The 26,596-nt window shown below is 65.9% G+C and carries 25 protein-coding genes; 14 read left to right on the top strand and 11 right to left on the bottom strand.

Annotated elements, in window-relative coordinates; genetic code table 11:
- Positions 1-48 precede the first annotated feature (48 nt).
- The 3 genes from glpK to AC5P67_RS01340 form a co-directional block, all read right to left on the bottom strand.
- Positions 49-1,548, bottom strand: a complete 1,500-nt coding sequence (glpK, locus tag AC5P67_RS01350) for a glycerol kinase GlpK (protein WP_005414549.1) — start codon at positions 1,546-1,548, stop codon at positions 49-51.
- A gap of 105 nt (positions 1,549-1,653) precedes the next feature.
- Positions 1,654-3,159 carry a glycerol-3-phosphate dehydrogenase gene (gene glpD / locus AC5P67_RS01345; protein WP_495214270.1) on the bottom strand — a complete coding sequence of 502 codons (1,506 nt, stop codon included), beginning with the start codon at positions 3,157-3,159 and terminating at the stop codon, positions 1,654-1,656.
- 189 nt (positions 3,160-3,348) lie between these two features.
- On the bottom strand, positions 3,349-3,984 hold the full coding sequence (locus AC5P67_RS01340; RefSeq protein ID WP_005411140.1) for an OmpW/AlkL family protein: 636 nt from the start codon (positions 3,982-3,984) through the stop codon (positions 3,349-3,351).
- Between the two features lie 186 nt (positions 3,985-4,170).
- On the opposite strand from AC5P67_RS01340, the gene AC5P67_RS01335 reads away from it, so the two are divergent.
- The 3 genes from AC5P67_RS01335 (at position 4,171) to lpdA (ending at position 8,489) form a co-directional block, all read left to right on the top strand.
- Positions 4,171-4,686: a DNA-deoxyinosine glycosylase gene (locus AC5P67_RS01335; protein ID WP_005411139.1), complete on the top strand. Its 516-nt coding sequence runs from the start codon at positions 4,171-4,173 to the stop codon at positions 4,684-4,686.
- 167 nt (positions 4,687-4,853) lie between these two features.
- On the top strand, positions 4,854-6,572 hold the full coding sequence (gene aceF, locus AC5P67_RS01330; RefSeq protein ID WP_005414546.1) for a dihydrolipoyllysine-residue acetyltransferase: 1,719 nt from the start codon (positions 4,854-4,856) through the stop codon (positions 6,570-6,572).
- Positions 6,573-6,680: 108 nt separating this feature from the next.
- A complete protein-coding gene (gene lpdA, locus AC5P67_RS01325; protein ID WP_495214269.1) occupies positions 6,681-8,489 on the top strand; it encodes a dihydrolipoyl dehydrogenase in 1,809 nt (602 codons plus the stop codon).
- Positions 8,490-8,943: 454 nt separating this feature from the next.
- Here the strand turns inward: lpdA and AC5P67_RS01320 are convergent, their stop codons facing one another.
- The gene (locus tag AC5P67_RS01320) at positions 8,944-9,762 is read right to left on the bottom strand and encodes a hypothetical protein (RefSeq protein ID WP_032967007.1); all 819 of its coding nucleotides are present in this window, start codon (positions 9,760-9,762) and stop codon (positions 8,944-8,946) included.
- A 457-nt stretch (positions 9,763-10,219) separates the two neighbouring features.
- On the opposite strand from AC5P67_RS01320, the gene AC5P67_RS01315 reads away from it, so the two are divergent.
- The 9 genes from AC5P67_RS01315 (at position 10,220) to AC5P67_RS01275 (ending at position 17,436) form a co-directional block, all read left to right on the top strand.
- On the top strand, positions 10,220-10,585 hold the full coding sequence (locus tag AC5P67_RS01315) for a hypothetical protein (protein WP_006394654.1): 366 nt from the start codon (positions 10,220-10,222) through the stop codon (positions 10,583-10,585).
- A 31-nt stretch (positions 10,586-10,616) separates the two neighbouring features.
- Positions 10,617-11,417 (top strand): F0F1 ATP synthase subunit A, encoded by an 801-nt coding sequence (gene atpB, locus AC5P67_RS01310; protein WP_005411134.1) that lies wholly within the window; start codon positions 10,617-10,619, stop codon positions 11,415-11,417.
- Positions 11,418-11,490: 73 nt separating this feature from the next.
- Positions 11,491-11,796 carry a F0F1 ATP synthase subunit C gene (atpE, locus tag AC5P67_RS01305; protein WP_005411133.1) on the top strand — a complete coding sequence of 102 codons (306 nt, stop codon included), beginning with the start codon at positions 11,491-11,493 and terminating at the stop codon, positions 11,794-11,796.
- A gap of 106 nt (positions 11,797-11,902) precedes the next feature.
- A complete protein-coding gene (locus AC5P67_RS01300; protein WP_005419512.1) occupies positions 11,903-12,373 on the top strand; it encodes a F0F1 ATP synthase subunit B in 471 nt (156 codons plus the stop codon).
- A 2-nt stretch (positions 12,374-12,375) separates the two neighbouring features.
- A complete protein-coding gene (locus tag AC5P67_RS01295; protein ID WP_005411131.1) occupies positions 12,376-12,903 on the top strand; it encodes a F0F1 ATP synthase subunit delta in 528 nt (175 codons plus the stop codon).
- A gap of 44 nt (positions 12,904-12,947) precedes the next feature.
- Entirely contained in the window at positions 12,948-14,495 is a 1,548-nt protein-coding gene (gene atpA, locus AC5P67_RS01290) for a F0F1 ATP synthase subunit alpha (RefSeq protein ID WP_005411130.1), read from the top strand.
- A 97-nt stretch (positions 14,496-14,592) separates the two neighbouring features.
- Positions 14,593-15,456, top strand: a complete 864-nt coding sequence (atpG, locus tag AC5P67_RS01285) for a F0F1 ATP synthase subunit gamma (RefSeq protein ID WP_005411129.1) — start codon at positions 14,593-14,595, stop codon at positions 15,454-15,456.
- Between the two features lie 37 nt (positions 15,457-15,493).
- Positions 15,494-16,900, top strand: coding sequence for a F0F1 ATP synthase subunit beta (gene atpD / locus AC5P67_RS01280; protein ID WP_005411128.1), 1,407 nt, complete (start codon positions 15,494-15,496; stop codon positions 16,898-16,900).
- Positions 16,901-17,013: 113 nt separating this feature from the next.
- The gene (locus AC5P67_RS01275; protein ID WP_005411127.1) at positions 17,014-17,436 is read left to right on the top strand and encodes a F0F1 ATP synthase subunit epsilon; all 423 of its coding nucleotides are present in this window, start codon (positions 17,014-17,016) and stop codon (positions 17,434-17,436) included.
- A 262-nt stretch (positions 17,437-17,698) separates the two neighbouring features.
- Here AC5P67_RS01275 and AC5P67_RS01270 read toward each other — a convergent pair whose 3' ends face one another.
- Positions 17,699-18,082 carry a GtrA family protein gene (locus AC5P67_RS01270; protein WP_114618233.1) on the bottom strand — a complete coding sequence of 128 codons (384 nt, stop codon included), beginning with the start codon at positions 18,080-18,082 and terminating at the stop codon, positions 17,699-17,701.
- 84 nt (positions 18,083-18,166) lie between these two features.
- On the opposite strand from AC5P67_RS01270, the gene glmU reads away from it, so the two are divergent.
- Both glmU and AC5P67_RS01260 read left to right on the top strand, forming a co-directional pair.
- Entirely contained in the window at positions 18,167-19,534 is a 1,368-nt protein-coding gene (gene glmU / locus AC5P67_RS01265; protein ID WP_111150955.1) for a bifunctional UDP-N-acetylglucosamine diphosphorylase/glucosamine-1-phosphate N-acetyltransferase GlmU, read from the top strand.
- Positions 19,503-20,036 carry a GNAT family N-acetyltransferase gene (locus AC5P67_RS01260; protein WP_111196809.1) on the top strand — a complete coding sequence of 178 codons (534 nt, stop codon included), beginning with the start codon at positions 19,503-19,505 and terminating at the stop codon, positions 20,034-20,036. Before glmU ends, AC5P67_RS01260 begins: the two co-directional genes overlap by 32 nt.
- 56 nt (positions 20,037-20,092) lie before the next feature.
- Here AC5P67_RS01260 and AC5P67_RS01255 read toward each other — a convergent pair whose 3' ends face one another.
- The 6 genes from AC5P67_RS01255 to AC5P67_RS01230 all read right to left on the bottom strand — a co-directional run bounded on the left by AC5P67_RS01255 (position 20,093) and on the right by AC5P67_RS01230 (position 26,578).
- Positions 20,093-21,445 carry a sensor histidine kinase gene (locus tag AC5P67_RS01255; RefSeq protein ID WP_005414539.1) on the bottom strand — a complete coding sequence of 451 codons (1,353 nt, stop codon included), beginning with the start codon at positions 21,443-21,445 and terminating at the stop codon, positions 20,093-20,095.
- Entirely contained in the window at positions 21,442-22,788 is a 1,347-nt protein-coding gene (locus tag AC5P67_RS01250) for a sigma-54-dependent transcriptional regulator (RefSeq protein ID WP_111196812.1), read from the bottom strand. The genes AC5P67_RS01255 and AC5P67_RS01250 overlap by 4 nt, the downstream gene beginning before the upstream one ends.
- Before the next feature lie 123 nt (positions 22,789-22,911).
- Positions 22,912-23,289, bottom strand: coding sequence for a PDZ domain-containing protein (locus tag AC5P67_RS01245; RefSeq protein WP_024957071.1), 378 nt, complete (start codon positions 23,287-23,289; stop codon positions 22,912-22,914).
- 16 nt (positions 23,290-23,305) lie between these two features.
- Positions 23,306-24,523 (bottom strand): ABC transporter permease, encoded by a 1,218-nt coding sequence (locus tag AC5P67_RS01240; RefSeq protein ID WP_495214268.1) that lies wholly within the window; start codon positions 24,521-24,523, stop codon positions 23,306-23,308.
- A 20-nt stretch (positions 24,524-24,543) separates the two neighbouring features.
- A complete protein-coding gene (locus tag AC5P67_RS01235) occupies positions 24,544-25,842 on the bottom strand; it encodes an ABC transporter permease (RefSeq protein ID WP_043035642.1) in 1,299 nt (432 codons plus the stop codon).
- Positions 25,843-25,852: 10 nt separating this feature from the next.
- On the bottom strand, positions 25,853-26,578 hold the full coding sequence (locus AC5P67_RS01230; protein ID WP_005411118.1) for an ABC transporter ATP-binding protein: 726 nt from the start codon (positions 26,576-26,578) through the stop codon (positions 25,853-25,855).
- Positions 26,579-26,596: the final 18 nt, after the last annotated feature.

Here is a 26,596-nt window from a genome sequence, read left to right as displayed (position 1 = left end):
AACGCCGCCAAGGATCATGGGGTTGCCGGCCAGCGGCCGGCACGACCTTCAGTCGACGTGGAAGGCGAGGGTGGCCGCCACGGCCTGCTGCCAGCCTGCATAGAGTTTCTCGCGCCGCGCCACTTCCATCTGTGGCTCGAAGCGCCGGTCCAGGCCCCATTGCGCGGCGATCTGCTCGCGGCTGGACCAGAACCCGACGGCCAGACCGGCCAGGTAGGCCGCGCCCAGCGCGGTGGTCTCGGTCAGCCGCGGCCGCAGCAGAGGCACCCCAAGGATGTCGGCCTGGAAGCCGGCCAGGAAGTCGTTGCCGATCGCACCGCCGTCGGCGCGCAGTTCGGTCAGCGCGATGCCCGCATCGGACTGCATCGCATCAAGCACGTCGCGGGTCTGGTAGGCCATCGCCTCCAGCGCGGCACGCACGAAGTGTGCCTTGCGGGTGCCACGGGTCAGGCCGAACATCGCGCCGCGCACATCGCTGCGCCAGTAGGGCGCGCCCAGGCCGACGAATGCCGGCACCAGATACGCGCCGCCGCTGTCCGGCACCTGCGCGGCCAGTGCCTGGCTGTCGCTGGCACGCTCGATCATGCGCAGGCCGTCACGCAGCCACTGCACCACCGAGCCGGCGATGAAGATCGAGCCTTCGAGTGCATATTCCACGCGCCCGTCCAGGCCCCAGGCAATGGTCGTCAGCAGGCCGTTGCGCGAGCGCACCGCCTGCGTGCCGGTGTGCATCAGCATGAAGCAGCCGGTGCCATAGGTGTTCTTGACCATGCCCGGCTGGAAGCAGGCCTGGCCGAACAGCGCCGCCTGCTGGTCTCCGGCGATGCCGGCGATCGGGATCGGGTGGTCGAAGAAGAACTGCGGCCGGGTGTGCGCATACACCGTGCTGGAATCGCGCACCTGCGGCAGCATCGCGCGGGGTATGTCCAGCAGCGCCAGCAGGTCGTCATCCCAGTCCAGCGTGTGGATGTTGAACAACAGGGTGCGTGCGGCGTTGCTGTAGTCGGTCACATGCGCCTGGCCGCCACTGAGGTTCCATACCAGCCAGCTGTCGATGGTGCCGAACAGCAGCTCGCCACGCTCGGCGCGTTGCTGCGCACCTTCCACGTGGTCGAGGATCCAGCGCACCTTGGTGGCGGAAAAATAGGCGTCGATCAGCAGGCCGGTGCGTTCGCGGACCAGTGCCTCATGCCCGTCGCACTTCAGTCGCTCGCAGATGGCATGGCTCTGCCGCGACTGCCAGACGATGGCATTGTGGATCGGCTGGCCGGTGGCGCGGTCCCAGACCACGGTGGTCTCGCGCTGGTTGGTGATGCCCAGCGCGGCGATATGACGCGGGTCGATCTGTTCGCGGCTGAGCAGTTCGGTCAGCGTGGCATAGACACTGGTGAGGATCTCGCGCGGGTCATGCTCGACCCAGCCGGGTTGCGGGAAGATCTGCGCGAACTCGCGCTGCGCACTGCCGACGATGTCGCCAGCACGGTCGAACAGGATCGCGCGCGAACTGGTGGTGCCCTGGTCGATGGCCAGCACGTAGCGGGGCGTCATGCAGCGTCTCCGGTGGCGATGGGGAAATCCTAATGCATCGATCGCGTCGCGCGCGGCCACCCTGGTAGCTGCCAACCTTGGTTGGCACACGTGGCAACACGGGGGTCAGAGCCCTTTCCCTGGGAAAGGGATCCGACCCCCCATCCACGCCTGCAGCCGCGCCACCTGCGCCGCATCCAGCCGCAGCCCCAGCTTGCTCCGCCGCCACAGCACGTCCTCGGCGCTACGCGCCCATTCGTGGTCGCGCAGGAAAGCCACTTCCCGCGCATGCAGGCCGCCGCCAAAGTCCTCGCCAAGATCGTTCATACCCCGCAGGCCCTGCAGCAGCTCCGCGCTGCGGCTGCCGTAGGCGCCGGCCCAGCGGCGCGCAATCTCTGCGGGCAGCCACGGTGCCAGTGCCTGCAGGCGCGAGCACGCCTGCGTGGCGTCGCCCCAGTCGCTGCCCGGCAGTGGGTGGCCCGTTGCCGTCCATGCCGGTCCCATCTGCGGCAGGGCGGGGCGCAGCAGGTCCAGCGCTTCTTCGGCCAGCACGCGGTACGTGGTCAGCTTGCCGCCCAGCACATGCAGCGCGGGCGCCGGGCCGGACTGCAACTGCAGGCGGTAGTCACGGCTCAGCTTCGCTGCACGCGGATCTGGATCGGCAAGTAGCGGGCGTACCCCTGCGAACTGCCAGACCACGTCCTGCGGGGTGATCGGCTCGCGCAGGTAGTGGTTGGCGGCCTCGCACAGGTAAGCCACCTCCGAAGGCAGCGCGCTGCACCGGGCCGGGTCGCCGCGGTAGTCGGTGTCGGTGGTGCCGACCAGCAGGTGGTCGTGGGCGAACGGCAGCAGGAACACCACGCGGCCATCGGGCTGCTGAAGCAGGCAGGCGCTGTCGTCGGGCCAGGGCCGGCGCAGCACGATGTGGCTGCCCTGTACCAGGCGCAGGGCGGGGCCGCCATCGCGCGCCTGCATACGTTCCAGCAGGCCTCCTGCCCAAGGGCCGGCTGCATTGGCAACGGCCTGGGCGATCACCGTTTGCTGTCGGCCGTCGGTGGCTTCCAGCGTGGCCTGCCAACGGCCCAGCACAGGGCGCAGTTCAATGCAGCGGCTGCGCACATGTACCCGTGCGCCACGCCGGGCGGCGTCCAGCGCATTGAGCAGTACCAGCCGCGCGTCATCGACCTGCGCATCGGCGTAGCTGAAGGCCTGCCGCAGCGCCGGGGAGAGCCAGGGGCCAAGCGGGTCGCGTTGCAGGTCCAGTGCGCGCGAGGCGGGAAAACTCGGGCTGCGCCGGCCCAGATGGTCATACAGCCACAGGCCCGCGCGCAGCATCCAACGCGGTCGCAGGTGGGGTTCCCATGGCAGTACGAAGCGCAACGGACGGACCAGATGGGGGGCTTGGCGCCGCACCACTTCGCGTTCACCCAGTGCCTTGCGCACCAGTCCGAACTCGCCCTGTTCAAGGTAGCGCAGGCCGCCGTGGATCAGTTTGCTGCTGGCGCTGGAGGTGTGCGCGGCCAGGTCATCCTGCTCGCACAACAGCACCCGCAGGCCGCGGCCGGCCGCATCACGGGCGATGCCGGCGCCGTTGATGCCGCCACCGATCACCAGCAGGTCGACGTCGTCCATCGCGTCTCCGTGTCCTGTGTGTGCGTAGAGTCGACTGTCAGTTGACTGCCTCTTGTAGAGTCGAGCCATGTTCGACTTTTTGAAAGAGCGGTCGACTGACAGTCGACTCTACAGAACGCGGGTGACGGAAACGACGACGGGCCCCGCAGGGCCCGTCGCGTTACATCAGTGAAGCCGGTGCTGCCTGGATCAGAAGCGGGCACCGATGCCGAAGCCGACGGTCCACGGATCCATCTTGGCTTCGCCGATCTTCTCGCCGCCGACCTTCACGTCCGGACGCGAACGCATGTAGCGGGCATCGGCACGGGCGAACCAGGTGGAGTTGATGTTCATGTCCACGCCGACGGTGCCGATCACGCCCTTGGCGTCCTTGAGGCGGATGTCGGAGCTGCTGCCGTCGGCCAGCGTTTCATTGCTGAAGCTGGACTGGTAGTAGCCCACGCCCACGAACGGACGGAACACGTTGTCAGCCTGGCCGAAGTGGTACTGGCCGCTCAGCGCGACCGGCTGCTGCTCGACGTTGCCCAGGCGGGCATTGTTCGGGCCCTTCACCTTGTGGTCGAACTTGTCGGCGGCGCCCCACAGTTCAACGGCCCAGTTGTCGTTGATGTAGTAGCTGAAGCTGACGGTCGGCGCCGGGCCACCATCGACCTTCTTGATGCCGTCGATCGGATCATTCTTCGGCTGCAGCAGCGCGACGCCGCCAACCACGGCAAAATGCTTGCCCGAAGCGGTATCGGTGGAGCTGCTGTCCTGGGCGAAAGCGGCCGGCGCGAAGGCGGCGGAGGTCAGCAGGGCGAGACTCAGGATACGGATGGAGCGCATGGGGGTATCTCCTAATGTTTCTTGTTTTGGGCCCCCGGTTGCGGGGCGAGCACACCGTAGTCGCCTCAACATGAATCGAATCCGACGCGCGTTAAAAAATAGTTTTCCTTGTTCAGCGATCAGCGCGAAAAGCCTGTATCCATGGGGTTTCTGGTCGTCAGTGGCATTCATTCAGTTGGAGAAGATGTGAGCGCGGCAACGCTGTGCGTCGGCCTGCAAGCGCAGGTGAACGTGGATTGCAGGGTGCTGCTGCTGGGTTCGATGCCAGGCGTGGCATCCCTCCAGGAGCAGCGTTACTACGCGCATCCGCGCAACCGCTTCTGGCCGCTGATGGCCGATATCTGCGGTTTCGACGCGGCTCTGCCCTATGTGCAACGGCTGCAGGCGTTGAACGCCGCGGGCATCGGCCTGTGGGATGTGATCGGCCGCTGCGAGCGGCGCGGCAGCCTGGATGCCGACATCGTGCGTGGCACGGAAGTGGCCAATGCGCTGCCGGAACTGATCGCCACGCTGCCTGAGCTGAAGCTGATCGGCTGCAATGGTGGTGCCTCGCTGCAGGCATTCCAGCGCTGGGTGCTGCCACGGCTGGAAACCCCGCCGAAGCTGGTCGCATTGCCGTCGACCAGCCCTGCCAATGCGGCGTGGTCGTTGCCGCGCCTGCGCCAGGCCTGGCAGCCGGTGGCCGACGCGCGGGCGACATGAAGCGGACATCGTCCGGACAATACGCTACCGACTGGTCGCGGCCGCGACCCATGGGCAACAGCCTGTCCCGGCTGCGTGCGTACTGAAAACACCTGTAACGGTTGGCGCTGGACCCCGCTGGCCGCACAATAGACGTTTCCCTACACCAGATTGCCGGAGTTATCCCCATGGCCGAAATCAAGGAAGCACTTGTCCCCGATATCGGTGACTACAGCGATATCCCGGTAATCGAGGTGCTTGTCGCCGTCGGCGACACGGTCAAGAAGGACCAGGGCCTGGTGACGCTGGAAAGCGACAAGGCGACCATGGAAGTGCCGTCCTCGGTGGCTGGCGTGGTCAAGGAACTGAAGGTCAAGGTCGGCGACAGCCTGTCCGAAGGCAAGGTCGTGGCCCTGATCGAAGTGGCCGCAGGCGAAGCCGAAGCCGCCAAGCCGGCGGCTGCCGCGCCGGCACCGGCCAAGGCCGCTGCCCCGGCTGCCGCCACCCAGAGCGCACCGGCCCCGGCCGCAGCTGCGCCGGCCGCCCCGGCTGCCAGCGGTGGTGCGGTTGAAGCGCTGGTGCCGGATATCGGCGACTACTCCGGCATTCCGGTCATCGAAGTGCTGGTCGCCGTCGGCGACACGGTCAAGAAGGACCAGGGCCTGGTCACGCTGGAAAGCGACAAGGCCACCATGGAAGTGCCGTCGTCGGTGGCCGGCGTGGTCAAGGAGATCAAGGTCAAGGTCGGCGACACTCTGTCGCAGGGCAATGTGGTCGCCATCATCGAGGCCGAGGGCGCTGCCGCGCCGGCGCCGACCAAGGCGGCCGCTGCGGCCGCTCCGGCTGCCGCCGAGACCGCCACCAAGGTCGAGCCGGTCGCTGTGCCGGTGCAGCCGGACAAGCTGGCGGCCCGCGAGATCGCCTCGGCCGGTACCCCGTCCAGCCCGCCGGTGCAGTTCAACGCCGATGGCGTGCTGCCCGCCAAGGTGCCGTATGCCACCCCGGCGGTGCGTGTGTTCGCCCGCGAACTGGGCGTGGACCTGCTGCAGATCAACGGCACCGAGAAGGGTGGCCGCATCACCAAGGGTGACGTGCAGAAGTTCGTCAAGGCCGCGCTCAGTGGTGGCGTGCCGGCTGCCGGCGGTGCTGCTGTCGCTGCCGGTGGTGGCCTGAACCTGCTGCCGTGGCCGAAGGTCGACTTCAGCAAGTTCGGCGAGACCGAAGTGCAGCCGCTGTCGCGCATCAAGAAGATCTCGGGTGCGAACCTGGCCCGCAACTGGGCGATGATCCCGCATGTCACCCAGTTCGAGCAGGCCGACATCACCGACCTGGAAAGCCTGCGCGTGGCGCTGAACAAGGAGAACGAGAAGGCCGGCATCAAGCTGACCATGCTCGCCTTCCTGATCAAGGCCAGCGCCGCAGCGCTGAAGAAGTTCCCGGAGTTCAACGCCTCGCTCGATGCCAGCGGTGAAAACCTGACCCTGAAGAAGTACTTCCACATCGGCTTCGCCGCCGACACGCCGAACGGCCTGGTCGTGCCGGTGATCCGCGACGTGGACAAGAAGGGCGTGGTGCAGATCGCGCAGGAAACTGGCGAACTGGCCAAGAAGGCGCGCGACGGCAAGCTCGGCCCGGCCGACATGAGCGGCGGCTGCTTCTCGATCAGCTCGTTGGGCGGCATCGGCGGCACCGCGTTCACCCCGATCGTCAATGCACCGGAAGTGGCCATCCTCGGTGTCTCCAAGTCGTCCATCCAGCCGGTCTGGAACGGCAAGGAATTCGCACCGAAGCTGATGCTGCCGCTGTCGCTGAGCTACGACCACCGCGTCATCGACGGCGCCCTGGCCGCACGCTTCACCACGTACCTGTCCCAGGTACTGGCCGACATGCGCCGCGTGCTGCTGTAAGGCACCCGCTTCGCCCCCACCGTGCGGCCGCAGCCCCTGGCGCGGCCGCGTGAACAGATGCAGTGACAGCCCACCGGCCATGCCGGGCGGGCATGAGGAAAACCCACCATGGCCACGATTGAAGTCAAGGTTCCCGACATCGGCGATTACAGCGATGTGCCGGTGATCGAAGTGTTGGTCGCCGTCGGCGACACGGTGAAGAAGGACCAGGGTCTGGTGACCCTGGAATCGGACAAGGCCACCCTGGAAGTGCCGTCCTCGGCTGCCGGCGTGGTCAAGGAGATCAAGGTCAAGCTGGGCGACACCCTGTCCGAAGGCGCCGTGGTCGTGGTGCTGGACGCTGAAGGCGCCGCCGAAGCCCCGGCCAAGGCCGCTGCGCCGGCTCCGGCTGCAGCCGCTCCGGCCAGCAAGCCGCCGGTGACCCCGTCGCACCGCGCCCCGGCCGAACCGGCTGCGCCGAAGCCGGCGCTGTCCAGCGGCAAGCCGGCCGACATCGAATGCGAGATGGTCGTGCTGGGCTCGGGCCCGGGCGGCTACACCGCCGCCTTCCGCGCTGCCGACGTCGGTCTGGATACGGTGCTGGTCGAACGCTACGCCAGCCTCGGCGGCGTCTGCCTCAATGTGGGCTGCATTCCGTCCAAGGCGCTGCTGCACGCCGCAGCGGTCATCGACGAAGTGGCCCACGCCGGTGATTTTGGCGTCGAGTTCGGCAAGCCGACCATCACCCTGGACAAGCTGCGCCAGTACAAGGAAAAGGTCGTCAACCAGCTGACCAAGGGCCTGGCCGGCATGGCCAAGCAGCGCAAGGTCCGCAACGTGCAGGGCGTCGGCAAGTTCATCTCGGCCAACGAGCTGGAAATCACCGCTGCTGACGGCAGCACCCAGCTGCTGCGCTTCCAGAAGTGCATCATCGCCGCCGGTTCGCAGGCGGTGAAGCTGCCGAACTTCCCGTGGGACGACAAGCGCGTGATGGATTCCACCGACGCGCTGGAGCTGGCCGAAGTGCCGGGCTCGCTGCTGGTCGTTGGCGGCGGCATCATCGGCCTGGAAATGGCCACCGTGTACAGCGCGCTGGGCAGCAAGGTCACCGTGGTCGAGTTCATGGACCAGCTGATGCCGGGCGCCGACAAGGACCTGGTCAAGCCGCTGGCCGACCGCCTGAAGAAGCAGGGCATCGAAGTGCACCTGAAGACCAAGGCCTCGGGCGTCACCGCCGATGCCAAGGGCATCACCGTCACCTTCGACGCCGCCGAGGAAGGCCAGGCGCCTGCGCTGGCGCAGGGCACCTTCGACCGCGTGCTGGTGGCCGTGGGCCGTTCGCCGAACGGCAGGAAGATCGATGCCGAGAAGGCCGGTGTGCAGGTCACCGACCGTGGCTTCATCCCGGTCGACCGCCAGATGCGCACCAACGTGCCGCACATCTTTGCCATCGGCGACATCGTCGGCAACCCGATGCTGGCCCACAAGGCCACGCACGAGGGCAAGCTGGCCGCTGAAGTGGCAGCCGGCCACAAGAAGGAGTGGGTCGCCCGCGTGATTCCGTCGGTGGCCTATACCAACCCGGAAATCGCCTGGGTTGGCGTGACCGAGACCGAAGCCAAGGCCAAGGGCCTGAAGGTCGGCGTGGCCAAGTTCCCGTGGGCCGCCAGTGGCCGCGCGATCGGCATCGGCCGCACCGAGGGCTTCACCAAGCTGATCTTCGACGAAGAAACCCACCGCGTCATCGGCGGTGCGATCGTCGGCGTGCACGCCGGTGACCTGCTGGCCGAGATCGGCCTGGCGATCGAGATGGGTGCGGAAGCCGAAGACATCGGCCACACCATTCATGCCCATCCGACGCTGAGCGAGTCGGTGGCGATGGCCTCGGAAATCTACGACGGCACGATCACCGATCTGTACATGCCGAAGAAGAAGTAAGGCGCCCGCGCCGTTCCGAACGAAAAGCCCCGGTTTCTGCCGGGGTTTTTTGTTGGCTGCAGGAATGTCTTCGGCTGTTGTCATCGCGAGGGTCCGGGCCACTGCGCGGGTGGCAGGCATTTCGACAAATGTCCCCCGTCGCCCGCCTGCGGCGGTCGCCTCCTCCTTTACTTTGTCCAAACGCCTGCCACCCGCGCAGCGGCTCGGCTTGCGGATAGTCAGAGCCAGTGCCAAAGCCGCCCGGATTCCTGACACGCGGGGGGAGAGGGGCTTGTGTGCGAAGTAAAGGAGGAGGCGTCGGCCGTAGGCCGGCGCCGGGGGACATTCGCACGCAAGCCCCTCTCCCCCCGCGCTCGACCAACCTGCTTCTCTGCTCGACGATGCCACAAAAAACGCGGCCCCGATGTTCCGGAGGCCGCGCCAGGAGAGAGGGTGCCGTGGAAGGGGCGGGGGATCAGAACACGAAGCTGATACCGGCCACCGGGCCCTTGAATTCCTGCTTCAGGCCGACAGTACCGTCGCTGCCCTTCTTGTCCACGTCCAGCTTGAACCAGTCGTAGCCGGCGAACACGCCGAAGTTCTTGGTGAAGCGGTAATCGACGATGGCATTGGCGCGGCTCAGGTCGCCCTTGTAGTCATCGAAGCTGCCCCAGCGCGTGTTGAGGTACTGGCCCTGCAGCGTGATCATCCAGCGCTCGGACGGAGTGAAGGTCATGCGGGCGCCCACCACAGGTGCCACGCCATCGGCCTTCTCGTCGAGGAACTGGCCTTCGTACACCGTGCCCAGGTCGGCGTAGCCCTTGGTGCTGACCTTGGCGTATTCGCCACCGATCTGCAGGCCGAGGTCGAAGGTGTCGGTATCAACCACCGAGTAGTCATAGACCAGGCTGGCCACCTGGTACTTCAGCTCACCCTTCACGAAGCTGCCGGCCGGCACGTTCTCACCGCCGAAGGAAATGCCCTGGTCGAGGGTCTCGCGGCGGTCCTTGTCGTACTTGAAGTAGTTGAACAGGAGGCGCTGACGGTTGCTGATGCGGAACATGCCGTCGATGCGCGGCTCCCATTCCTTGCCACCCAGCTTGAAGTCCTGGTTCAGGGAGATGTCCTGGCCGGCCACGGTGGTGCTGCCGCGGAGGGTGTTGTCCGAATCGATGTTCATCGCACCCAGACGGATGGCAAAGCGGTCATCGCCTTCGGCGGCGTGGGCCGCATTGGCGAACGAGGCGCCGGCAGCGAGCAGGGAGAGGGCGAGCAGGGTGGGTACGGGGCGCATCGAAGAGTCCTTGCAGTGGTTCATCAGAATGAAGGCCACTGTGCCGGACAGGCCCGTCCACCATGCGTGAACGTATGGTCCATGGCATGTGTACGGTTCAGTGCTGTCGCGACGATGCAAAAAGATGGCCCCGGAGCCGGGCTTCGGGGCCATCGTGGGACCTGCGGGGCGGAGCCGACGAGGATGCTGCAGGCAGGTCGAATGATCGGACCGGCATGTCTGACGAAAGTTCCGCAGCCTGCGACCAAAGTTCAATAGTGCGTCGCAACATGGTGCGGACGTCATTGTCCCCCTGGTGGCACGCAAAAATGTAACCGTTACCGCAACTTGCGGCTTCCAGGGATGAACAGGGAGCGGTTGTCTCGCAAATTGTCCCATTGCTATAATTTGGCGGCTCGATGAGGCCCCCCTGCTGTAGCCGCCTCAGCCCTCCACTTGCAACCACGCGGGACGTCCTGTGCTGAACTCCGTTGATGCGGGTCGGCGACTGATGCTGCGCGCCGCGGTCTACCCGCTGGCCGCAGTGGCTGTCCTGGCCCTGGCCTTCCTGCTGGTAGGTCCGAAATACGCCCTCGGCGCGCTGGCGTCCGGTGTGGCCATTTCGGCCGGTGGCTGGGTGGCGGCACGGATGGCACTGGGCGGTGGGGCACTGGCCGCAGGATCGGCGATGGCTCGCCTGATCATTGCGATCGTGGCCAAGTGGGTCGTGGTTTTCGGCGTCCTGCTGGTGGGGTTCCTGGTCTTCAAGCTGCCTGCATTGGCGCTGTTGGCCGGTATCGCCGTCGGCTTGATGTTCCAGGTCCTGGCGATGGCCAGGCGTTGACAGAATTCAATTAACTGAAGGTTCCGGACACATGGCGGGCGAGGCTCTAACCCCTACCAGCTACATCCAGCATCACCTGCACAACCTGACCGCGCCGGTCGGCAAGGGTGAGGGTATGTTCTGGCATATCCACGTCGATACCTTCCTCACCGCGGTCCTGATGGGCCTGGTGATCGTTGTCGCGTTCTGGCTGGGCACCCGCAAGGCCACCGCCGGCGTGCCGGGCAAGTGGCAGGCCTTCGTTGAAATCTGCCTGGAGTTCGTCGACCGCCAGGCCAAGGACACCTACCACGGCAAGAGCAAGCTGGTCACGCCGATCGCCATCACCATCTTCTTCTGGATTCTGCTGATGAATCTGCTGAAGATGATCCCGGCCGATTTCATCGCCAAGCCGCTGGAATGGGCGGGCGTGCACTACTGGAAGCCGGTCCCGACCGCTGACGTCAACGCCACCCTGGGCATGGCCATCAGCGTGTTCTTCCTGATGCTGTTCTTCGCGCTCAAGTCCAAGGGCCTGGGCGGCTTCATCAAGGAATTCCTGACGGCCCCGTTCGGCAAGTGGATGATGCCGTTCAACCTGATCCTCAACATCGTCGAGTGGCTGAGCAAGCCGATCTCGCTGGCGATGCGACTGTTCGGCAACATGTTCGGCGGCGAAATCGTGTTCCTGCTGATCTGGGTGCTGGGTGGTGCCGGTTTCTTCGGTGCCATTGCCGGTGGTGTGTTCGGCCTCGGCTGGATGCTGTTCCACCTGCTGGTGATCCCGCTGCAGGCCTTCATCTTCATGATGCTGTCGATCGTGTACCTGAGCCTGTCGGAAGACGCTCACTGAGTTTCAAGCTTCAACGCGTTTCAACCTTCATCCGTTTCATCACCCTTAGCAACTTAAGTTCCTGGAGATAACCATGTACTTCGCCGTCCTGACCAACTTCGCGCAGATTCAGAGCTCCACCGCCCTTGCCGTCGGCATCATGATCGGCCTGGCCGCGCTGGGCGCCGGTCTGGGTCTGGCCATCATGGCTGGTAAGTTCCTGGAGTCGGCCGCCCGCCAGCCGGAACTGATCCCGGTCCTGCAGGTCCGCATGTTCATCACCGCCGGCCTGATCGACGCCGCGTTCATCATCTCGGTCGCCGTTGGCCTGCTGCTGGCCTTCGCCAACCCGCTGTCGGCTGCCTTCGCTGGCGCCGTCACCAAGGCTCTGGCCGGCTGATACAGCGGTTTGAGACGACCGGGTGCTGATGCACCCGGTTTCGGATGAAGGCCGGATGTGCCGCTACGGCGGCGCGTCCACCCCGAAACCAGCGATCGAGCTAACCATGAATATCAATTTCACCCTTCTTGCGCAGGCGCTGGCCTTCGCTGGTCTGATCTGGATCATCGCGACCAAGATCTGGCCGCCGCTGATGAACGCGATCGAAGAGCGCCAGCAGAAGATTGCTGAAGGCCTCGCTGCTGCCGACCGCAGCCAGAAAGATCTGGCCCAGGCGCAGGAGAAGGTCAACGAAGCGCTGAAGGAAGCACGCACCAAGGCCAACGAGATCATCGATCAGGCCCACGCGCGTGCCAACCAGATCGTTGATGCTGCCCGTAACGAAGCGATCACCGAAGCCACCCGTCAGAAGGAACTGGCCCAGGCTGAAATCGACGCCGCCGCCAACCGTGCCCGTGAAGATCTGCGCAAGCAGGTGTCCGCGCTGGCCGTGACCGGTGCCGAAAAGCTGCTCAAGCGCGAAATCGACGCCAACGCCCACAAGGCGCTGCTCGACGAGCTGGCCTCGGAGATCTAAGGATGAGCCAGGCCCTCACGCTTGCCCGCCCGTACGCCCGCGCCGCGTTCGCGACCGCGCGCGACGAAGGCGCGTTCGCGCCGTGGTCGGACGCCCTGGCGTTCTCCGCCCACGTCGCCGCCGACCCGCGCGTGGCGGCCCTGCTCGCCAACCCGGAGCTGGGTCGTGACGACGCCGTCGCCCTGCTGGCGCCGGTGTCCCACGGCGAGACCTACTCGCGCTTCCTGGCCATCCTGGCCGAATCGCATCGTCTGCCGCTGCTGCCGGAGATTTCCGGCATGTTCGACGCCCTGCGCGCCGAAGCCGAGCACGTGGTCAAGGCCACCGTCACCTCGGCCGCCGAACTGTCGGCCGGTGAGCTGGACGCGATCAAGGTCGCGCTGCGCAAGCGCTTCAACCGCGAGGTCGACGTGACCACCGCGGTCGATGCCTCGCTGATCGGCGGCGCCGTGATCGACGCCGGCGACGTGGTCATCGATGGTTCGCTGAAGGGCAAGCTGGCCCGTCTGCAGACCGCGCTCGCTAACTGAATTCATTTAACGTCCGGCCCCGCTGCCGGCACTAGGACTTGACGATGGCAACCACGCTCAACCCCTCCGAAATCAGCGAACTGATCAAGAACCGCATCGAGAAGGTCAAGCTGGCCGCGGAATCGCGCAACGAAGGCACCGTGACCAGCGTGTCCGACGGCATCGTGCGCATCTTCGGTCTGGCCGACGTGATGCAGGGCGAAATGATCGAACTGCCGAACAACACCTTCGCCCTGGCCCTGAACCTGGAGCGCGACTCGGTCGGCGCCGTGGTGCTGGGTGACTACGAGCACCTGCGCGAAGGCGACGTCGCCAAGACCACCGGCCGCATCCTGGAAGTGCCGGTCGGTCCGGAACTGCTGGGCCGCGTCGTGAACGCGCTGGGCGAGCCGATCGACGGCAAGGGCCCGCTGGGCACCGACCTGACCGCTCCGGTGGAGCGTGTTGCGCCGGGCGTGATCTGGCGTAAGTCGGTCGACCAGCCGGTGCAGACCGGCTACAAGTCGGTCGACTCGATGATCCCGATCGGCCGTGGCCAGCGCGAGCTGATCATCGGTGACCGCCAGACCGGCAAGACCGCGATGGCGATCGATGCCGTGATCAACCAGAAGGGCACCGGCATCAAGTGCGTGTACGTTGCGATCGGCCAGAAGGCTTCGACCATCGCCAACATCGTGCGCAAGCTGGAAGAGAACGGCGCGCTGGCCCACACCATCGTGGTGGCCGCGACCGCTTCCGAATCGGCTGCCATGCAGTACATCAGCGCCTACTCGGGCTGCACCATGGGTGAGTACTTCATGGACCGCGGCGAAGACGCGCTGATCGTGTACGACGATCTGTCCAAGCAGGCTGTCGCCTACCGCCAGATCTCGCTGCTGCTGAAGCGCCCGCCGGGCCGTGAAGCCTACCCGGGTGACGTGTTCTACCTGCACTCCCGTCTGCTCGAGCGCGCTGCCCGCGTGTCCGAGGAATACGTCGAGAAGTTCACCGAAGGCAAGGTCACCGGCAAGACCGGTTCGCTGACCGCGCTGCCGATCATCGAAACCCAGGCCGGCGACGTGTCCGCCTTCGTTCCGACCAACGTGATCTCGATCACCGACGGCCAGATCTTCCTGGAAACCGACCTGTTCAACGCCGGCATCCGCCCGGCCGTGAACGCCGGTATCTCGGTGTCGCGCGTCGGTGGCTCGGCCCAGACCAAGATCATCAAGAAGCTGTCCGGCGGCATCCGTATCTCGCTGGCCCAGTACCGCGAGCTGGCTGCGTTCGCGCAGTTCGCCTCGGACCTGGACGAAGCGACCCGCAAGCAGCTGGAGCGTGGCCAGCGCGTCACCGAGCTGATGAAGCAGAAGCAGTACGCGCCGATGTCGATCGCCAACCAGGCACTGTCGATCTACGCCGTCAACGAGGGTTACCTCGACGACGTGCCGGTCAACAAGCTGCTGGCGTTCGAAGAAGGCCTGCACGCCCACTTCGCCAACACCCAGGGCGAGCTGGTCAGCAAGGTCAACGCCACCGGCGGTTGGGACAACGACATCGAAGGTGCCTTCAAGAAGGGCATCGCCGAGTTCAAGACCACCGGCAGCTGGTAATCGCGGTCCTGTAGAGCGGAGCCGCTGGCTCCGCTGGACCAGATGACAAACGGTTGAACAACGCGGGGCAGCAGCCCCGCGCCACGGGAAACAAGAGATGGCAAGCGGACGCGAAATCAAAACCAAGATCAAGAGCGTGCAGAACACCCGCAAGGTGACGCGCGCCCTGGAAATGGTCTCGGCCTCCAAGATCCGCAAGGCGCAGGATCGGATGAAGACCTCGCGTCCGTACGCGCAGGCGATGAAGCAGGTGATCGGTCACCTGGCCCAGGCCAGCACCGACTACCAGCATCCGTTCCTGGTCGAGCGTGAGCAGGTCAAGCGGGTCGGCTTCATCGTGATCTCCTCCGATCGCGGCCTGGCCGGCGGCCTGAACAACAACTTGTTCCGCAAGATGCTGGGCGAAGCCAAGGCATGGCAGGACAAGGGTGCGGAAGTGGACCTGGTGACCATCGGCCAGAAGGCTTCGACCTTCTTCCGCCGCGTGAAGGTCAACATGGTCGGCAGCGTGACCCACATCGGCGACGTGCCGAAGCTGGAATCGCTGATCGGTGTGATCAAGGTCATGCTCGACGCCTTCACCGAAGGCAAGATCGACCGCGTGTACCTGGTCTACAACCGCTTCGTGAACACCATGGTGCAGAAGGCCAGCTTCGATCAGCTGCTGCCGCTGCCGCCGGCTGAGAAGCAGGTCGCTCACCACGACTGGGACTACCTGTACGAACCCGATGCCGCGACCGTGCTCGAGCACGTGATGACGCGTTACATCGAGTCGCTGGTGTATCAGGCACTGCTGGAAAACGTCGCCTCCGAGCATGCGGCACGCATGGTTGCGATGAAGGCGGCGAGCGACAACGCCAACAAGCTGATCGGCACCCTGCAGCTCGTCTACAACAAGGCGCGCCAGGCAGCGATCACCCAGGAAATCTCCGAAATCGTCGGCGGCGCGGCAGCAGTCTGACCGCGTTCGTTCAAAGCACACATTAGAGGATGCAGCAATGAGTCAGGGCAAGATCGTTCAGATCATCGGCGCGGTCGTCGACGTCGAATTCCCGCGTGAATCGGTGCCGAAGGTGTACGACGCACTGAAGGTGGAAAACACCGAGATCACCCTCGAAGTCCAGCAGCAGCTGGGCGACGGCGTGGTGCGTACCATCGCCCTCGGTTCCACCGACGGACTGAAGCGCAACCTGGTTGCCGTCAACACCGGTCGCGGCATCTCGGTGCCGGTCGGTGCTGGCACCCTGGGCCGCATCATGGACGTGCTCGGCCGTCCGATCGACGAAGCCGGCCCGGTGGCCGCCAGCGACAGCTGGGAAATCCACCGTGCGGCCCCGTCGTACGAAGACCAGTCCCCGGCCACCGAACTGCTGGAAACCGGCATCAAGGTCATCGACCTGATGTGCCCGTTCGCCAAGGGCGGCAAGGTCGGCCTGTTCGGCGGCGCCGGCGTCGGCAAGACCGTCAACATGATGGAGCTGATCAACAACATCGCCAAGGCGCACAGCGGTCTGTCCGTGTTCGCCGGCGTGGGTGAGCGTACCCGTGAGGGCAACGACTTCTACCACGAAATGAAGGACTCCAACGTCCTCGACAAGGTGGCGATGGTGTACGGCCAGATGAACGAGCCGCCGGGCAACCGTCTGCGCGTCGCCCTGACCGGCCTGACCATGGCCGAGTACTTCCGCGACGAGAAGGACGAGAATGGCAAGGGCAAGGACGTCCTGCTGTTCGTCGACAACATCTACCGTTACACCCTGGCCGGTACCGAAGTGTCGGCACTGCTGGGCCGCATGCCGTCGGCCGTGGGTTACCAGCCGACCCTGGCCGAGGAAATGGGCGTCCTGCAGGAACGCATCACCTCGACCAAGAACGGTTCGATCACCTCGATCCAGGCCGTCTACGTGCCCGCGGACGACCTGACCGACCCGTCGCCGGCGACCACCTTCGCCCACCTGGACTCGACCGTCACCCTGTCGCGTTCGATCGCCTCGCTGGGTATCTACCCGGCCGTCGATCCGCTGGACTCCACCAGCCGCCAGATGGACCCGCTGGTCATCGGCCACGAGCACTACGACACCGCCCAGCGCGTTCAGCAGACCCTGCAGAAGTACAAGGAACTGAAGGACATCATCGCGATCCTGGGCATGGACGAACTGTCCGAAGAGGACAAGCAGGCCGTGTCGCGCGCCCGTAAGATCGAGCGCTTCTTCAGCCAGCCGTTCCACGTGGCCGAAGTGTTCACCGGTTCGCCGGGCAAGTACGTTCCGCTGAAGGACACCATCCGTGGCTTCAAGGCCATCGTTGATGGCGAGTACGACCACCTGCCGGAGCAGGCGTTCTACATGGTTGGCGGCATCGAAGAAGCGGTCGAGAAGGCCAAGAAGATGGCCGAGAAGGCCTGATCCGGGGCGGGCGGGAGCGATCCTGCCCGACCTGACGCCGGCGCCGGGCAACCGCCCGCGCCGGTGGACTCCCACGGTGGCATTGCGCCGCCGCGAACAGCGAAGAGATTTGCATGAGCACGATCCGTTGCGACATCGTCAGCGCCGAGCAGGAAATCTTCCGTGGCGAAGCGACCCTGGTCGTGGCCACCGGTGAGCTGGGCGAACTGGGCATCGCGCCCAAGCACGCGCCGCTGATCACCCGCCTGAAGCCGGGCAAGGTGGTGGTGACCACGCCGAATGGCGAGCAGCTGGATTTCGCCATTTCCGGCGGCATCCTGGAAGTGCAGCCGCAGGTGGTGACCGTGCTGGCCGACACCGCGATCCGCGCGCAGGACATCGACGAAGCCTCGGTCCGCAAGGCCAAGGAAGAAGCCGAGCGCATCCTGGCCAACCGCGGTGAAGCCATGGAAGTGGCCGAAGCCCAGCAGAAGCTGGCGGAAGCCGTCGTCCAGCTGCAGGCCCTGGAACGCCTGCGCAAGACCCTCAAGCACTGAGGTTCCGCGCTGCATCCACGAAAACGCCGGCCCTGCGCCGGCGTTTTTGTTCGGGTGGCTGGGTAGAGCCGACCGGGTAGATTCGACTGGGTAGAGTCGACTGTTAGTCGACTGCTCTACGTTCAGGCCGCGAAAATCCCGCGCTGCGCGCGTTAGTCGACTACCAGTCGACTCTACCAGTCCCGGTCCCCAGTCCCGATCCCGATCACCGATCCCGGTCCCCGATCCCGATCCCGATCCCGATCCCGATCCTGGTGCCGTCTCAGCGATACACCACGTACCGCATCAGCAGGAACGACACACACGCCAGGCCGCCTTCCACCAGCGGTTTGGCAAGCCAGGTGTACTGCAGGCCCAGCGCATGGTCCACCAGGCTCACCAGCAATGTGCTCGCCACGGTGAGCAGCAGCCATAGACTGAAAAAGCGTGCAAATCGCTTCCATCCCAGCTTGCGGGTGCCGGCCTCGGCAAAGGTGTAGCGGCCGTTGAGCCAGAAGCCCAGCAGCATGCCGGCCAGGCGCCCGGCGATGTTGGCCGGCGCCACGGGCATGCCCAGTGCGGTGGTGACCACGAACACGAGCCAGTCGAGCAGCAGCTGCACGAGCCCGATGACGAGGTAGGCGCTTCCCTGGCGGACGAGGCTCATCGGCATGGCGAAGGGAGGAGGGATGCCCATGTTAACGGCGCACGCTCTAGAATCACCGGCAACGAACCACGGACCGCCGTTCCCATGACCCAACCCCTGCACGTCATCATCCTCGCTGCCGGCGCAGGCAAGCGCATGAAGTCGGTGCTGCCGAAGGTGCTGCAGCCGATCGCGGGCCAGCCGATGCTGGCGCACGTGATCGACGCGGCCCGTGAGCTCCAGCCGGCGGCGATCCACGTGGTCCATGGCCACGGCGGCGAGGCGGTGCGCCAGTACTTCGCCGGCCAACCCGACCTGCAATGGGCCGAGCAGGCACAGCAGCTCGGCACCGGCCACGCGGTAGCGCAGGCGATGCCCCAGGTTCCCGACCTGGCGCAGGTGCTGGTCCTGTACGGCGACGTGCCGCTGATCCGTGCGCAGACCCTGCGCGACCTGCTCGCACAGCCGGGCCGGCTGGCGGTACTGGTGGCCGATGTCGATGACCCGACCGGATATGGCCGCGTGCTGCGCGATGCCGAGGGCAAGGTTGGCGCGATCATCGAGCAGAAGGACGCCACCGATGACCAGCTGCGCGTGCGCACGATCAATACCGGCATCATCGCGGCCGAATCGACTGCGCTGCGCCGTTGGCTGTCGCAGCTTTCCAACAGCAATGCACAGGGCGAGTACTACCTCACCGATGTCTTTGCGTTTGCCGCCCATGAATACACGCCGGCCGAAATGGCGCTGGTGGCCGACGCGCAGGAGGCCGAAGGGGCAAACGACCCCTGGCAGCTCTCGCAGCTGGAGCGCGCCTGGCAGCGTCGTGCGGTACGGGCCCTGTGCGCACAGGGGGCGCGCGTGCGCGATCCGGCCCGGCTCGACATCCGCGGCACTGTCACCGTGGGCAGCGACGTGCTGGTCGACGTCGATGTCGTGCTCGAGGGCAACGTGGTGCTCGGCGACGGCGTCACCGTCGGTCCGTTCAACCGTTTGAAGGACGTCAACCTTGGGCCGGGCACCGAAGTGCGTGCGCACTGCGACCTGGAGGGCGTGGTTACCGAGGGCGCCGCGCAGATCGGCCCGTTCGCGCGCCTGCGACCGGGCACCGTGCTGGCCGATGGCGTGCACGTCGGCAACTTCGTCGAGACCAAGAAGGTCACGCTGGGTGTCGGTAGCAAGGCCAATCACCTCACCTACCTGGGCGATGCGGTGATCGGCAGCAAGGTGAACATCGGCGCTGGCACCATCACCTGCAACTACGATGGCGTGAACAAGTCGACCACCACCATCGGCGACAACGCGTTCATCGGCTCCAACAGTTCGCTGGTGGCACCGGTGACCATTGGCGACGGCGCGACCATTGCCGCCGGTTCGGTCATCACCCGCAACGCGCCGGACGGCAAGCTGACACTGGCGCGTGCCCGACAGGAAACCATCGATGGCTGGAAGCGCCCGCTCAAGAAGTCCTGAGCCCCGCATTCCCCGCGCCGATGAACTCGGTGTGCTGCCCGGCATCGAGCAGCGCGCCGGCGAGGTGTTGAGGGGCCATGAGGCCTATCCGGTGTTCGCCGGGCATGGCCTGGACCTGCCGACACTACAGGATGGCCTTGAACGCGGGCAGCTGTGGGTGGTGGATGCGGCTGACGGTGGCATCGCCGGCTATCTGCTTGCCGGCGAACTGGCAGGTGAGTTCCACGTGCTGCAGATGGATGTGGATCCTGCACACGCGCGGCAAGGTCATGGGCGCACGTTGTTGCGCCATGCATTGGTACAGGCCCGGGCGGCGGGCTATCGCTCGGCCGTGCTGACCACGTTGTCCGACGTGCCGTGGAATGCGGCCTTCTATGCCAGTGAAGGGTTCGTCGCCGCACCGGAGGCGGAGTGGGGTGCAGGGCTGCAGGCGGTGATGGCCGAAGAGGCCGCGCTGGGGTTTCCGATGCATCTACGCGTGGCGATGCGGCAGGCCTGGTAGATGCCGGCCTCGGTCGGCATATCCACGCATCGCGTGGATCTACCCGATCGGTCCGCTCAACCCACCGGCAGCAGGATCGACACGCACAACCCGCCATCGCCGCGGTTCTGCAGTGACACCCGTCCGCCGTGGGCCTCCACGATCTCCCGCGTCAGCGCCAGCCCCAGCCCGGTGCCATTGCGCTTGGTCGAATAGAACGGCATCAGTGCGTTCTGCAGCACCTGCTCGTTCATGCCCTTGCCGCGGTCAAGCACGTCCAGGCGCAGCCACTGCGGCAGCCGGGTCAGCTGTACCTGCACATCGTCGTTGGGCGGCTCGGCTTCAGCGCAGGCTTCGTGCGCATTCTTCAGCAGGTTCAACAACGCCTGCCCGAACTGCGCGATGTCGATGCGGCTGCTCAGCTCCTCGTCCGGCTCACGTTCCATGCCGAACGGGATCTGCTGGCGCAGGCTGGACAGGAACGGCGCCCAGTGCACGGTCTGCAGCTGCGGCTGTGGCAGCTTGGCAAAGCGCGCATAGCCACGGATGAAGCCTTCCAGATGGCGTGCGCGATCCTCGATGGTGGTGAAGATCTCGGGCAGCCGGTCAAAGCGTTCACGCTGCACCAGCACGCCGCCGGAATGGGCGAGCGAAGCAATCGGCGCCAGTGAGTTGTTGAGCTCGTGGCTGATCACCCGGATCACCTTCTTCCAGGTCTGCACTTCCTGGCGGCGCAGCTCGGCGGTCAACAGGCGCACCAGCAGCAGGTCGTGCGGACGACCGTTGAGCTGGAAGGCACGCCGCGAGAGGTGATAGACCTGCTCGTCATCCTCATCGCCGTCCTCCCCCTCGGCGTGCACCGCGAACAGGCTGTCACCGCCACGGGCGATGGCATCGCGCAGTTCCACCGGCACCTGTTCCAGCACGTCTTCCAGGCGCTGGCCTTCCAGCTTCCAACCGCCGTGCAGCAGCTTGCGCGCGGCCAGGTTGGAGAACACCACGCGGGCGATGCCATCACCGCCGGAGGCGATCAACAGCATCGCAACCGGCGTATTCTGCACCATGGTGTCCAGCAGCAGCTCACGTTGCACCAGGCCCTGCCGCTGCTCACGCAGTACATCACCCAGCTCCCGGTGTGCCTGCACCAGGTCGCCGAGCTCGTCATTGCCGGGCCAGTGCACGCCGAAGTTGTATTCGCCGTCGCGATAGCTGCTGGTGGTGCCCGCCAGGGCCCGCATCAGTGACCGCACCGGGGCGGTGGCCCGACGCAGCGTCCACCACATCAGCGACAGCAGGATCAGCGCCGACACCGTGGTCACCACCCAGCCATGGTCCATCCAGTAGGCCAGCAGCCACGGCAGTGCCGCAGCCAGTGCCAGCACCGGCAGCAGGCGCAGGAACAGGCGGAAAGTGAACGAGCGCCGCTTCATTCGCGTGGAATACCGTGGCGGTCCATGCGCCGGTACAGCGCCTGGCGGCTCAGGCCGAGCTCGGCGGCAGCCTGGGCGATGACGCCATGGTTGCGCGCCAGCACATCCTCGATGCGTGTGCGGTCGGGATCATTGCCTGCGCTGGGTGCCGGTCGTGGTACGACGGCTGCGCGCGGCAGGTTGAGATCGGCCACTTCGATGCGGTTGCCGGTGGCCAGCAGTTCGGCACGCTGGATCACGTTGCGCAGCTCGCGCACGTTGCCTGGCCAGGGGTGCCGCTGCAGTGCTGCGGTGGCGGCGCTGGACAGCGGCTTGCCAGCGGTCAGGAATCGCTCGGCCAGCGGCACGATGTCGCCCGGGCGTTCGGCCAGCGGCGGCAGCACCAGTTCCACCGTGTTGAGGCGGTAATAGAGATCTTCGCGGAAGGTACCGTCGCGGATCATCGCCGGCAGGTCGGCATTGGTCGCGCTGACCACGCGGACCTTGACCTGGCGCTCGCGGTTGGAACCCAGGCGCTCGAAGCGGCCGGTTTCCAGCACGCGTAGCAGCTTCATCTGCCCGCCGAGCGACAGGTTGCCGATCTCATCCAGGAACAGGGTGCCACCATCGGCGGCCTCGAACTTGCCTTCGCGCGCCTTGTTGGCGCCGGTATACGCACCGGCCTCGGCACCGAACAGTTCGGCTTCGATCAGTTCCGAGGGCAACGCGCCACAGTTGACCGCCACGAACGGGCCCTTGGCCACCAGCGAATTGGCCTGGATGATCTGCGCGATCTTCTCCTTGCCGGCACCATTCGCGCCGGTGATCAGTACCGGCAGTTCCGAGCGTGCGACCTGGCAGGCGAGGGCGATGACGCGCTCGCTGGCGGGGTCGGCGAAGACCGCGCCGCACAGGTCGTACTTCTCTTCCAGCGCGTTGCGCTGGTGCAGTTCACGGCTGCGGCGCCGGTCCAGTTCGCGGCGTGCCTCGGACAGTTCCAGCAGGTTGTTGACCGTGGTCATCAGCTTGCGGTCGTCCCAGGGCTTGGCCAGGTAGTCGGCCGCACCGGCCTTGACCAGGTCCACGGCACTGCTCAGGTGGGTCCAGGCGGTCAGCAGGATCACCGGCAGGTCCGGATGGCGCGCACGGATCTGCGCGAACAACGCTTCGCCCTCCTCACCGGAGGTGGTGTCCTCGCTGAAGTTCATGTCCTGGATCACCAGATCGACCGGCTGCGACTCGAGCAGGGCCAGCCCATCGGCGGGCGTGTGCGCCTGCAGGGTGTCGATGTCGTGCAGGGAGAACAGCACGTCCAGCGCAGTACCCACGCTGGCGTTGTCGTCGATGATCAGGATCGCAGGCATCAAGCGGTTCTGCAGAAAGGGATGGGCGGCGCCGATGGAGCCGTTCGTGTCCACGCACCGGGAGAGCCCGACGCCACCCATCAAGCATAGCCAAACCTGTGGCCGTGCAGGAGCGGATGATGCTCAGCGCCCGGGTGGGGCTGGCGGAGGTGGTGGCGCGGGTGGTGGCGGGACCTCCAATGCCTGTCGCCACGCAGCGGCGTTGACCGCCACCGTCAGTTCGCGCTTGTCGCGGCGCAGCAACAGATAGGCGCTGGCCGCGTGGGAATGGCGCAGTGCCTCGGCCAGATGTTCAACCCGGCGCACCGCCGTGTCGTCCACGCGGAGGATGCGATCGCCACTGCGCACGCCGAAGCGCACTTCCGGGCTGGCGGCCTCCACATGCACCTGGCCTTCGGTCGAGCGCAGCGACAGCCGCGCTCCATCGCGGCGCCATTCCAGCGTCTGTGCGCTGCCACCACCGGCCAGCGCCGGCAGGGGCAGGAGCAGCATCAGGCACATCGCGCAGGCACGCATCTCACGCGCCCCGCGTGGCGACCGCAGGCGGTACCGCCGCCGCACGCCGTGCCGGACCGAACACCGCAATCTGGCCCAGTATCCACAGCAGCAGCGCACCCAGCGGCAGGTAGTACAGCGGCATGCGCGGCAGCTCGTACAGGTTCATCAGGGCCAGGTTGATCGCGTACGCCGCCAGCATGCCCAGCACGATGCCCAGCGAGGCCAGCAGGAAGTTCTCGGTCTGGAAGTAGCGCAGGATCTGCCCGCGGGTGGCGCCCAGCGCACGGCGGATGCCGATCTGCTTGCTGCGCTGCTGCACCCAGAAGCTGCCCAGGCCGATGATGCCCAGCGCGGTGACCACCAGCAGCGAGATGCTGACGGTGATCAGCAGGCCGACCATCGCGCGGTCGTTCTTGAAGAAGTCCTTGCGCTGGTCTTCATAGGTCAGCTTGTCGCGCATCAGGCGGTTGGGGTCATTGCGCTCCAGCGCGGCGGCACCGGCATCGAGCACCTCCTGGCGGCGTTCCGGCGAAGTGCGCAACACGTACGTGCCCCCCTTGTCGAAGCTGACCCGGATCGGCAGCAGCATCGAGTTGGTCCAGTTGTCATTCCAGCCATTGGGTGTGCTGAGCGTGTCTACGATGCCGACCACATGCAGCGACTGCTTGCCCATGTAGTAGGTCTTGCCCAGGGCGCTGCCGTTGGGCTCCATCTTGGCGGCGGTGGCCTGGGTGAGGATGACCGGGATGGCCTTTTCCTTGGCGCCACCCTTGCTGACGTCTTCGAAGTTCTGGTACTCGTCGGGCAGGAAATCGCGGCCGGCGATCAGATTGATGCCCATCGTGGCCAGCCCGTTCTCGGACAGGGTGTACATCGAAGCGTTGGTGGTCGGCCGTTCCTGGTCGATCACCCGCGAGATGCTGCTGCTGGAGGAGCCGTTGCGGAAGGGAACCTGGTTGATGATGGTGACGTTGCTGACGCCGGGAATCGCGCGCAGCGATGCCAGGTCCTCGCGGGTGCGGGACATGGCGTCGGTCTGCTTGCCGATGCCGCTGACGCGCAGCATCACCAGTTCGCTCTCGGCGATACCGCTGGGCATGCTGATTTTCTCCACGCGCTGGCTGACCAGGAACAGCGCGTTGCAGACGATGGCGCAGGTCAGTGCGACTTCCAGCACGATCAGAGCGGCAGCGGTCTTGTGCCGGCGCAGTGTGCTGAGGATGGGGCGGATGTCCATGGGAGTCCTCGTTCAGGTGCTTACTGCGACTTGAGCTGGATGGCCGGGGTGACCTGCATCGCGCGCCAGGCGGGCAGGAATCCGGCGGCGAGGCTGGCGAACAGGGTCAGGCCCAGCGCGAGCAGCAGCATGTTGCCGTCCAGGTGGGCCAGCTTTGCGTATTCCACCGGCTGCTGGCGCACCGCGAACAGGCCAAGCAGGGCCAGGCCGATACCCAGCACGCCACCGACCACGCCCACCGCGCCGGCTTCCACCAGGCACTGCAGGAAGATCTGGCCACGGCTGGCACCGAGTGCACGGCGCACGCCGATCTCACCACTGCGGCGCAGGAACTTGGCCAGCAGCAGGCCTACCGTGTTGACCAGGCAGACACCGAGGAAGCCCAGCGCCAGCCACAGCTGCAGGCGCACGTCGCTGGGCACGGCACCATTGAAGTCCAGCCATTCCATCACGGTGCGCAGGCGCACGTTCGGTGGGTGCTTGAAGCGGCCTGCCTCGCGCTGCTGGGTCGAATAGTTCTCCAGGTAGCGGCGGTAGTCGCCGGCCTTGGCCGGGTCCATTTCCACCCAGTACTGCAGCCACGCGCACGGTGCATTGAGCGAGTAGCTGTTGCCGTCCGGGTTTTCGCCGAAGCAGTTCATGTTGCCGTTGTTGCCGAGCTTCAGGTCGAACGAGGTGGAGATCGGCAGCAGCAGGTCTTCGTTCTTGCCGTAGCTGCCGGTGGTCAGGTCGTAGAAGTGCGGCTCCGGGCTCCATTCCTTCATCACGCCGACGATGCGGTAACTCTGGCCTTCCATGCGCAGGTCGCGGCCCACGCTGTTGGCGCCCTGGTACAGCTTGTCGTTGAGCGCCTTGGAGATGACCACCACGCGTGCGCGGCCTTCATCGTCCTCGCGCGTCCAGGGGCGGCCGTACTGCATGGGCACCTCGAACATCGGGAAGAAATCGGCCGAGGTCCAGCGGGTGTCGATGCTGAAGGGCTTGAGCGTGCTGTTGTCCGGTTCGATGGTGCCGCCGCCGCCGCTCATCAGCGCCTGGCGCTCGCCCTTGGCCTCGCGCAGCAGCGCTTCACCGTCGAAGCGGGTCAGCTGGGTTTCCGGTTCCTCGCCGGCGACATAGGCGCCGGTCGCGGCATCGAGCTGCACGTAGAACAGGCGGTCACTCTTGCCCGGAATCGGGTCGCCGGACAGCACGTGGAATACGGTCAACGTGGTCATCGAGGCGCCGATGCCGAGCGCGATGGCGATCACCATCAGCGCGGTCAGGACCTTGTTGCGGCGGAAACTGCGCGCCGCCAATCGGGCGTAGTAGGCGAACATGGTCGGGCCCTCACTCGTTGACGGCGACGATGTGGCGCAACGGCGTGGCCAGCACCGGCTCGCGCACCAGGTCGGTCACCTGGCCATCGACGATGTGCACGTTGCGCTGCGCACGCGCGGCCAGTTCCGGGTCGTGGGTGACCATCACGATGGTGGTGCCGGCGGCGTTGATCTCCTCCAGCAGCTCCATCACGCCCCGGGCCATCTGCGTATCCAGATTGCCGGTCGGTTCGTCGGCCAGCAGCAGGCGCGGGCTGCCGGCCAGCGCACGCGCGATGGCCGCGCGCTGCTGCTGGCCACCCGACAGTTCATTCGGATAGTGCTTCATGCGCGAGCCCAGGCCGACCTGGGTCAGTGCCTTCTCGATGCGTTCGCGGCGCTCGTTGGCGCTCATCCTGCGATAGCGCAGCGGAACGTCGACGTTGTCGAACAGGTTCAGGTCGGGGATCAGGTTGAAGCCCTGGAAGATGAAGCCGATCTTCTGGTTGCGCAGGCGGCTGCGGGCGTCGTCGCCCAGCGTGCTCACGTCCTGGCCGTCCAGCATGTAGGTACCGCTGGTGAAGGTTTCCAGCAGGCCGGCGATGTTGAGGAAGGTGGTCTTGCCGGAGCCGGACGGGCCGGTGACCGCGACGAACTCACCTTCCTTGACCTGCAGTTCCAGCGAGCGCAGTGCGTGGGTTTCCACCTGTTCGGTGCGGAAGACCTTGGCGACCGAACGCATTTCGAGCATGTACATGGGGTGTCCTCTCTCCAG

Source organism: Stenotrophomonas sp. YJH_SMC_21 (assembly GCF_059369555.1).
The sequence above is the reverse complement of the archived record's forward strand: the minus strand, read 5'-3'. Positions and strand labels throughout refer to the sequence as shown.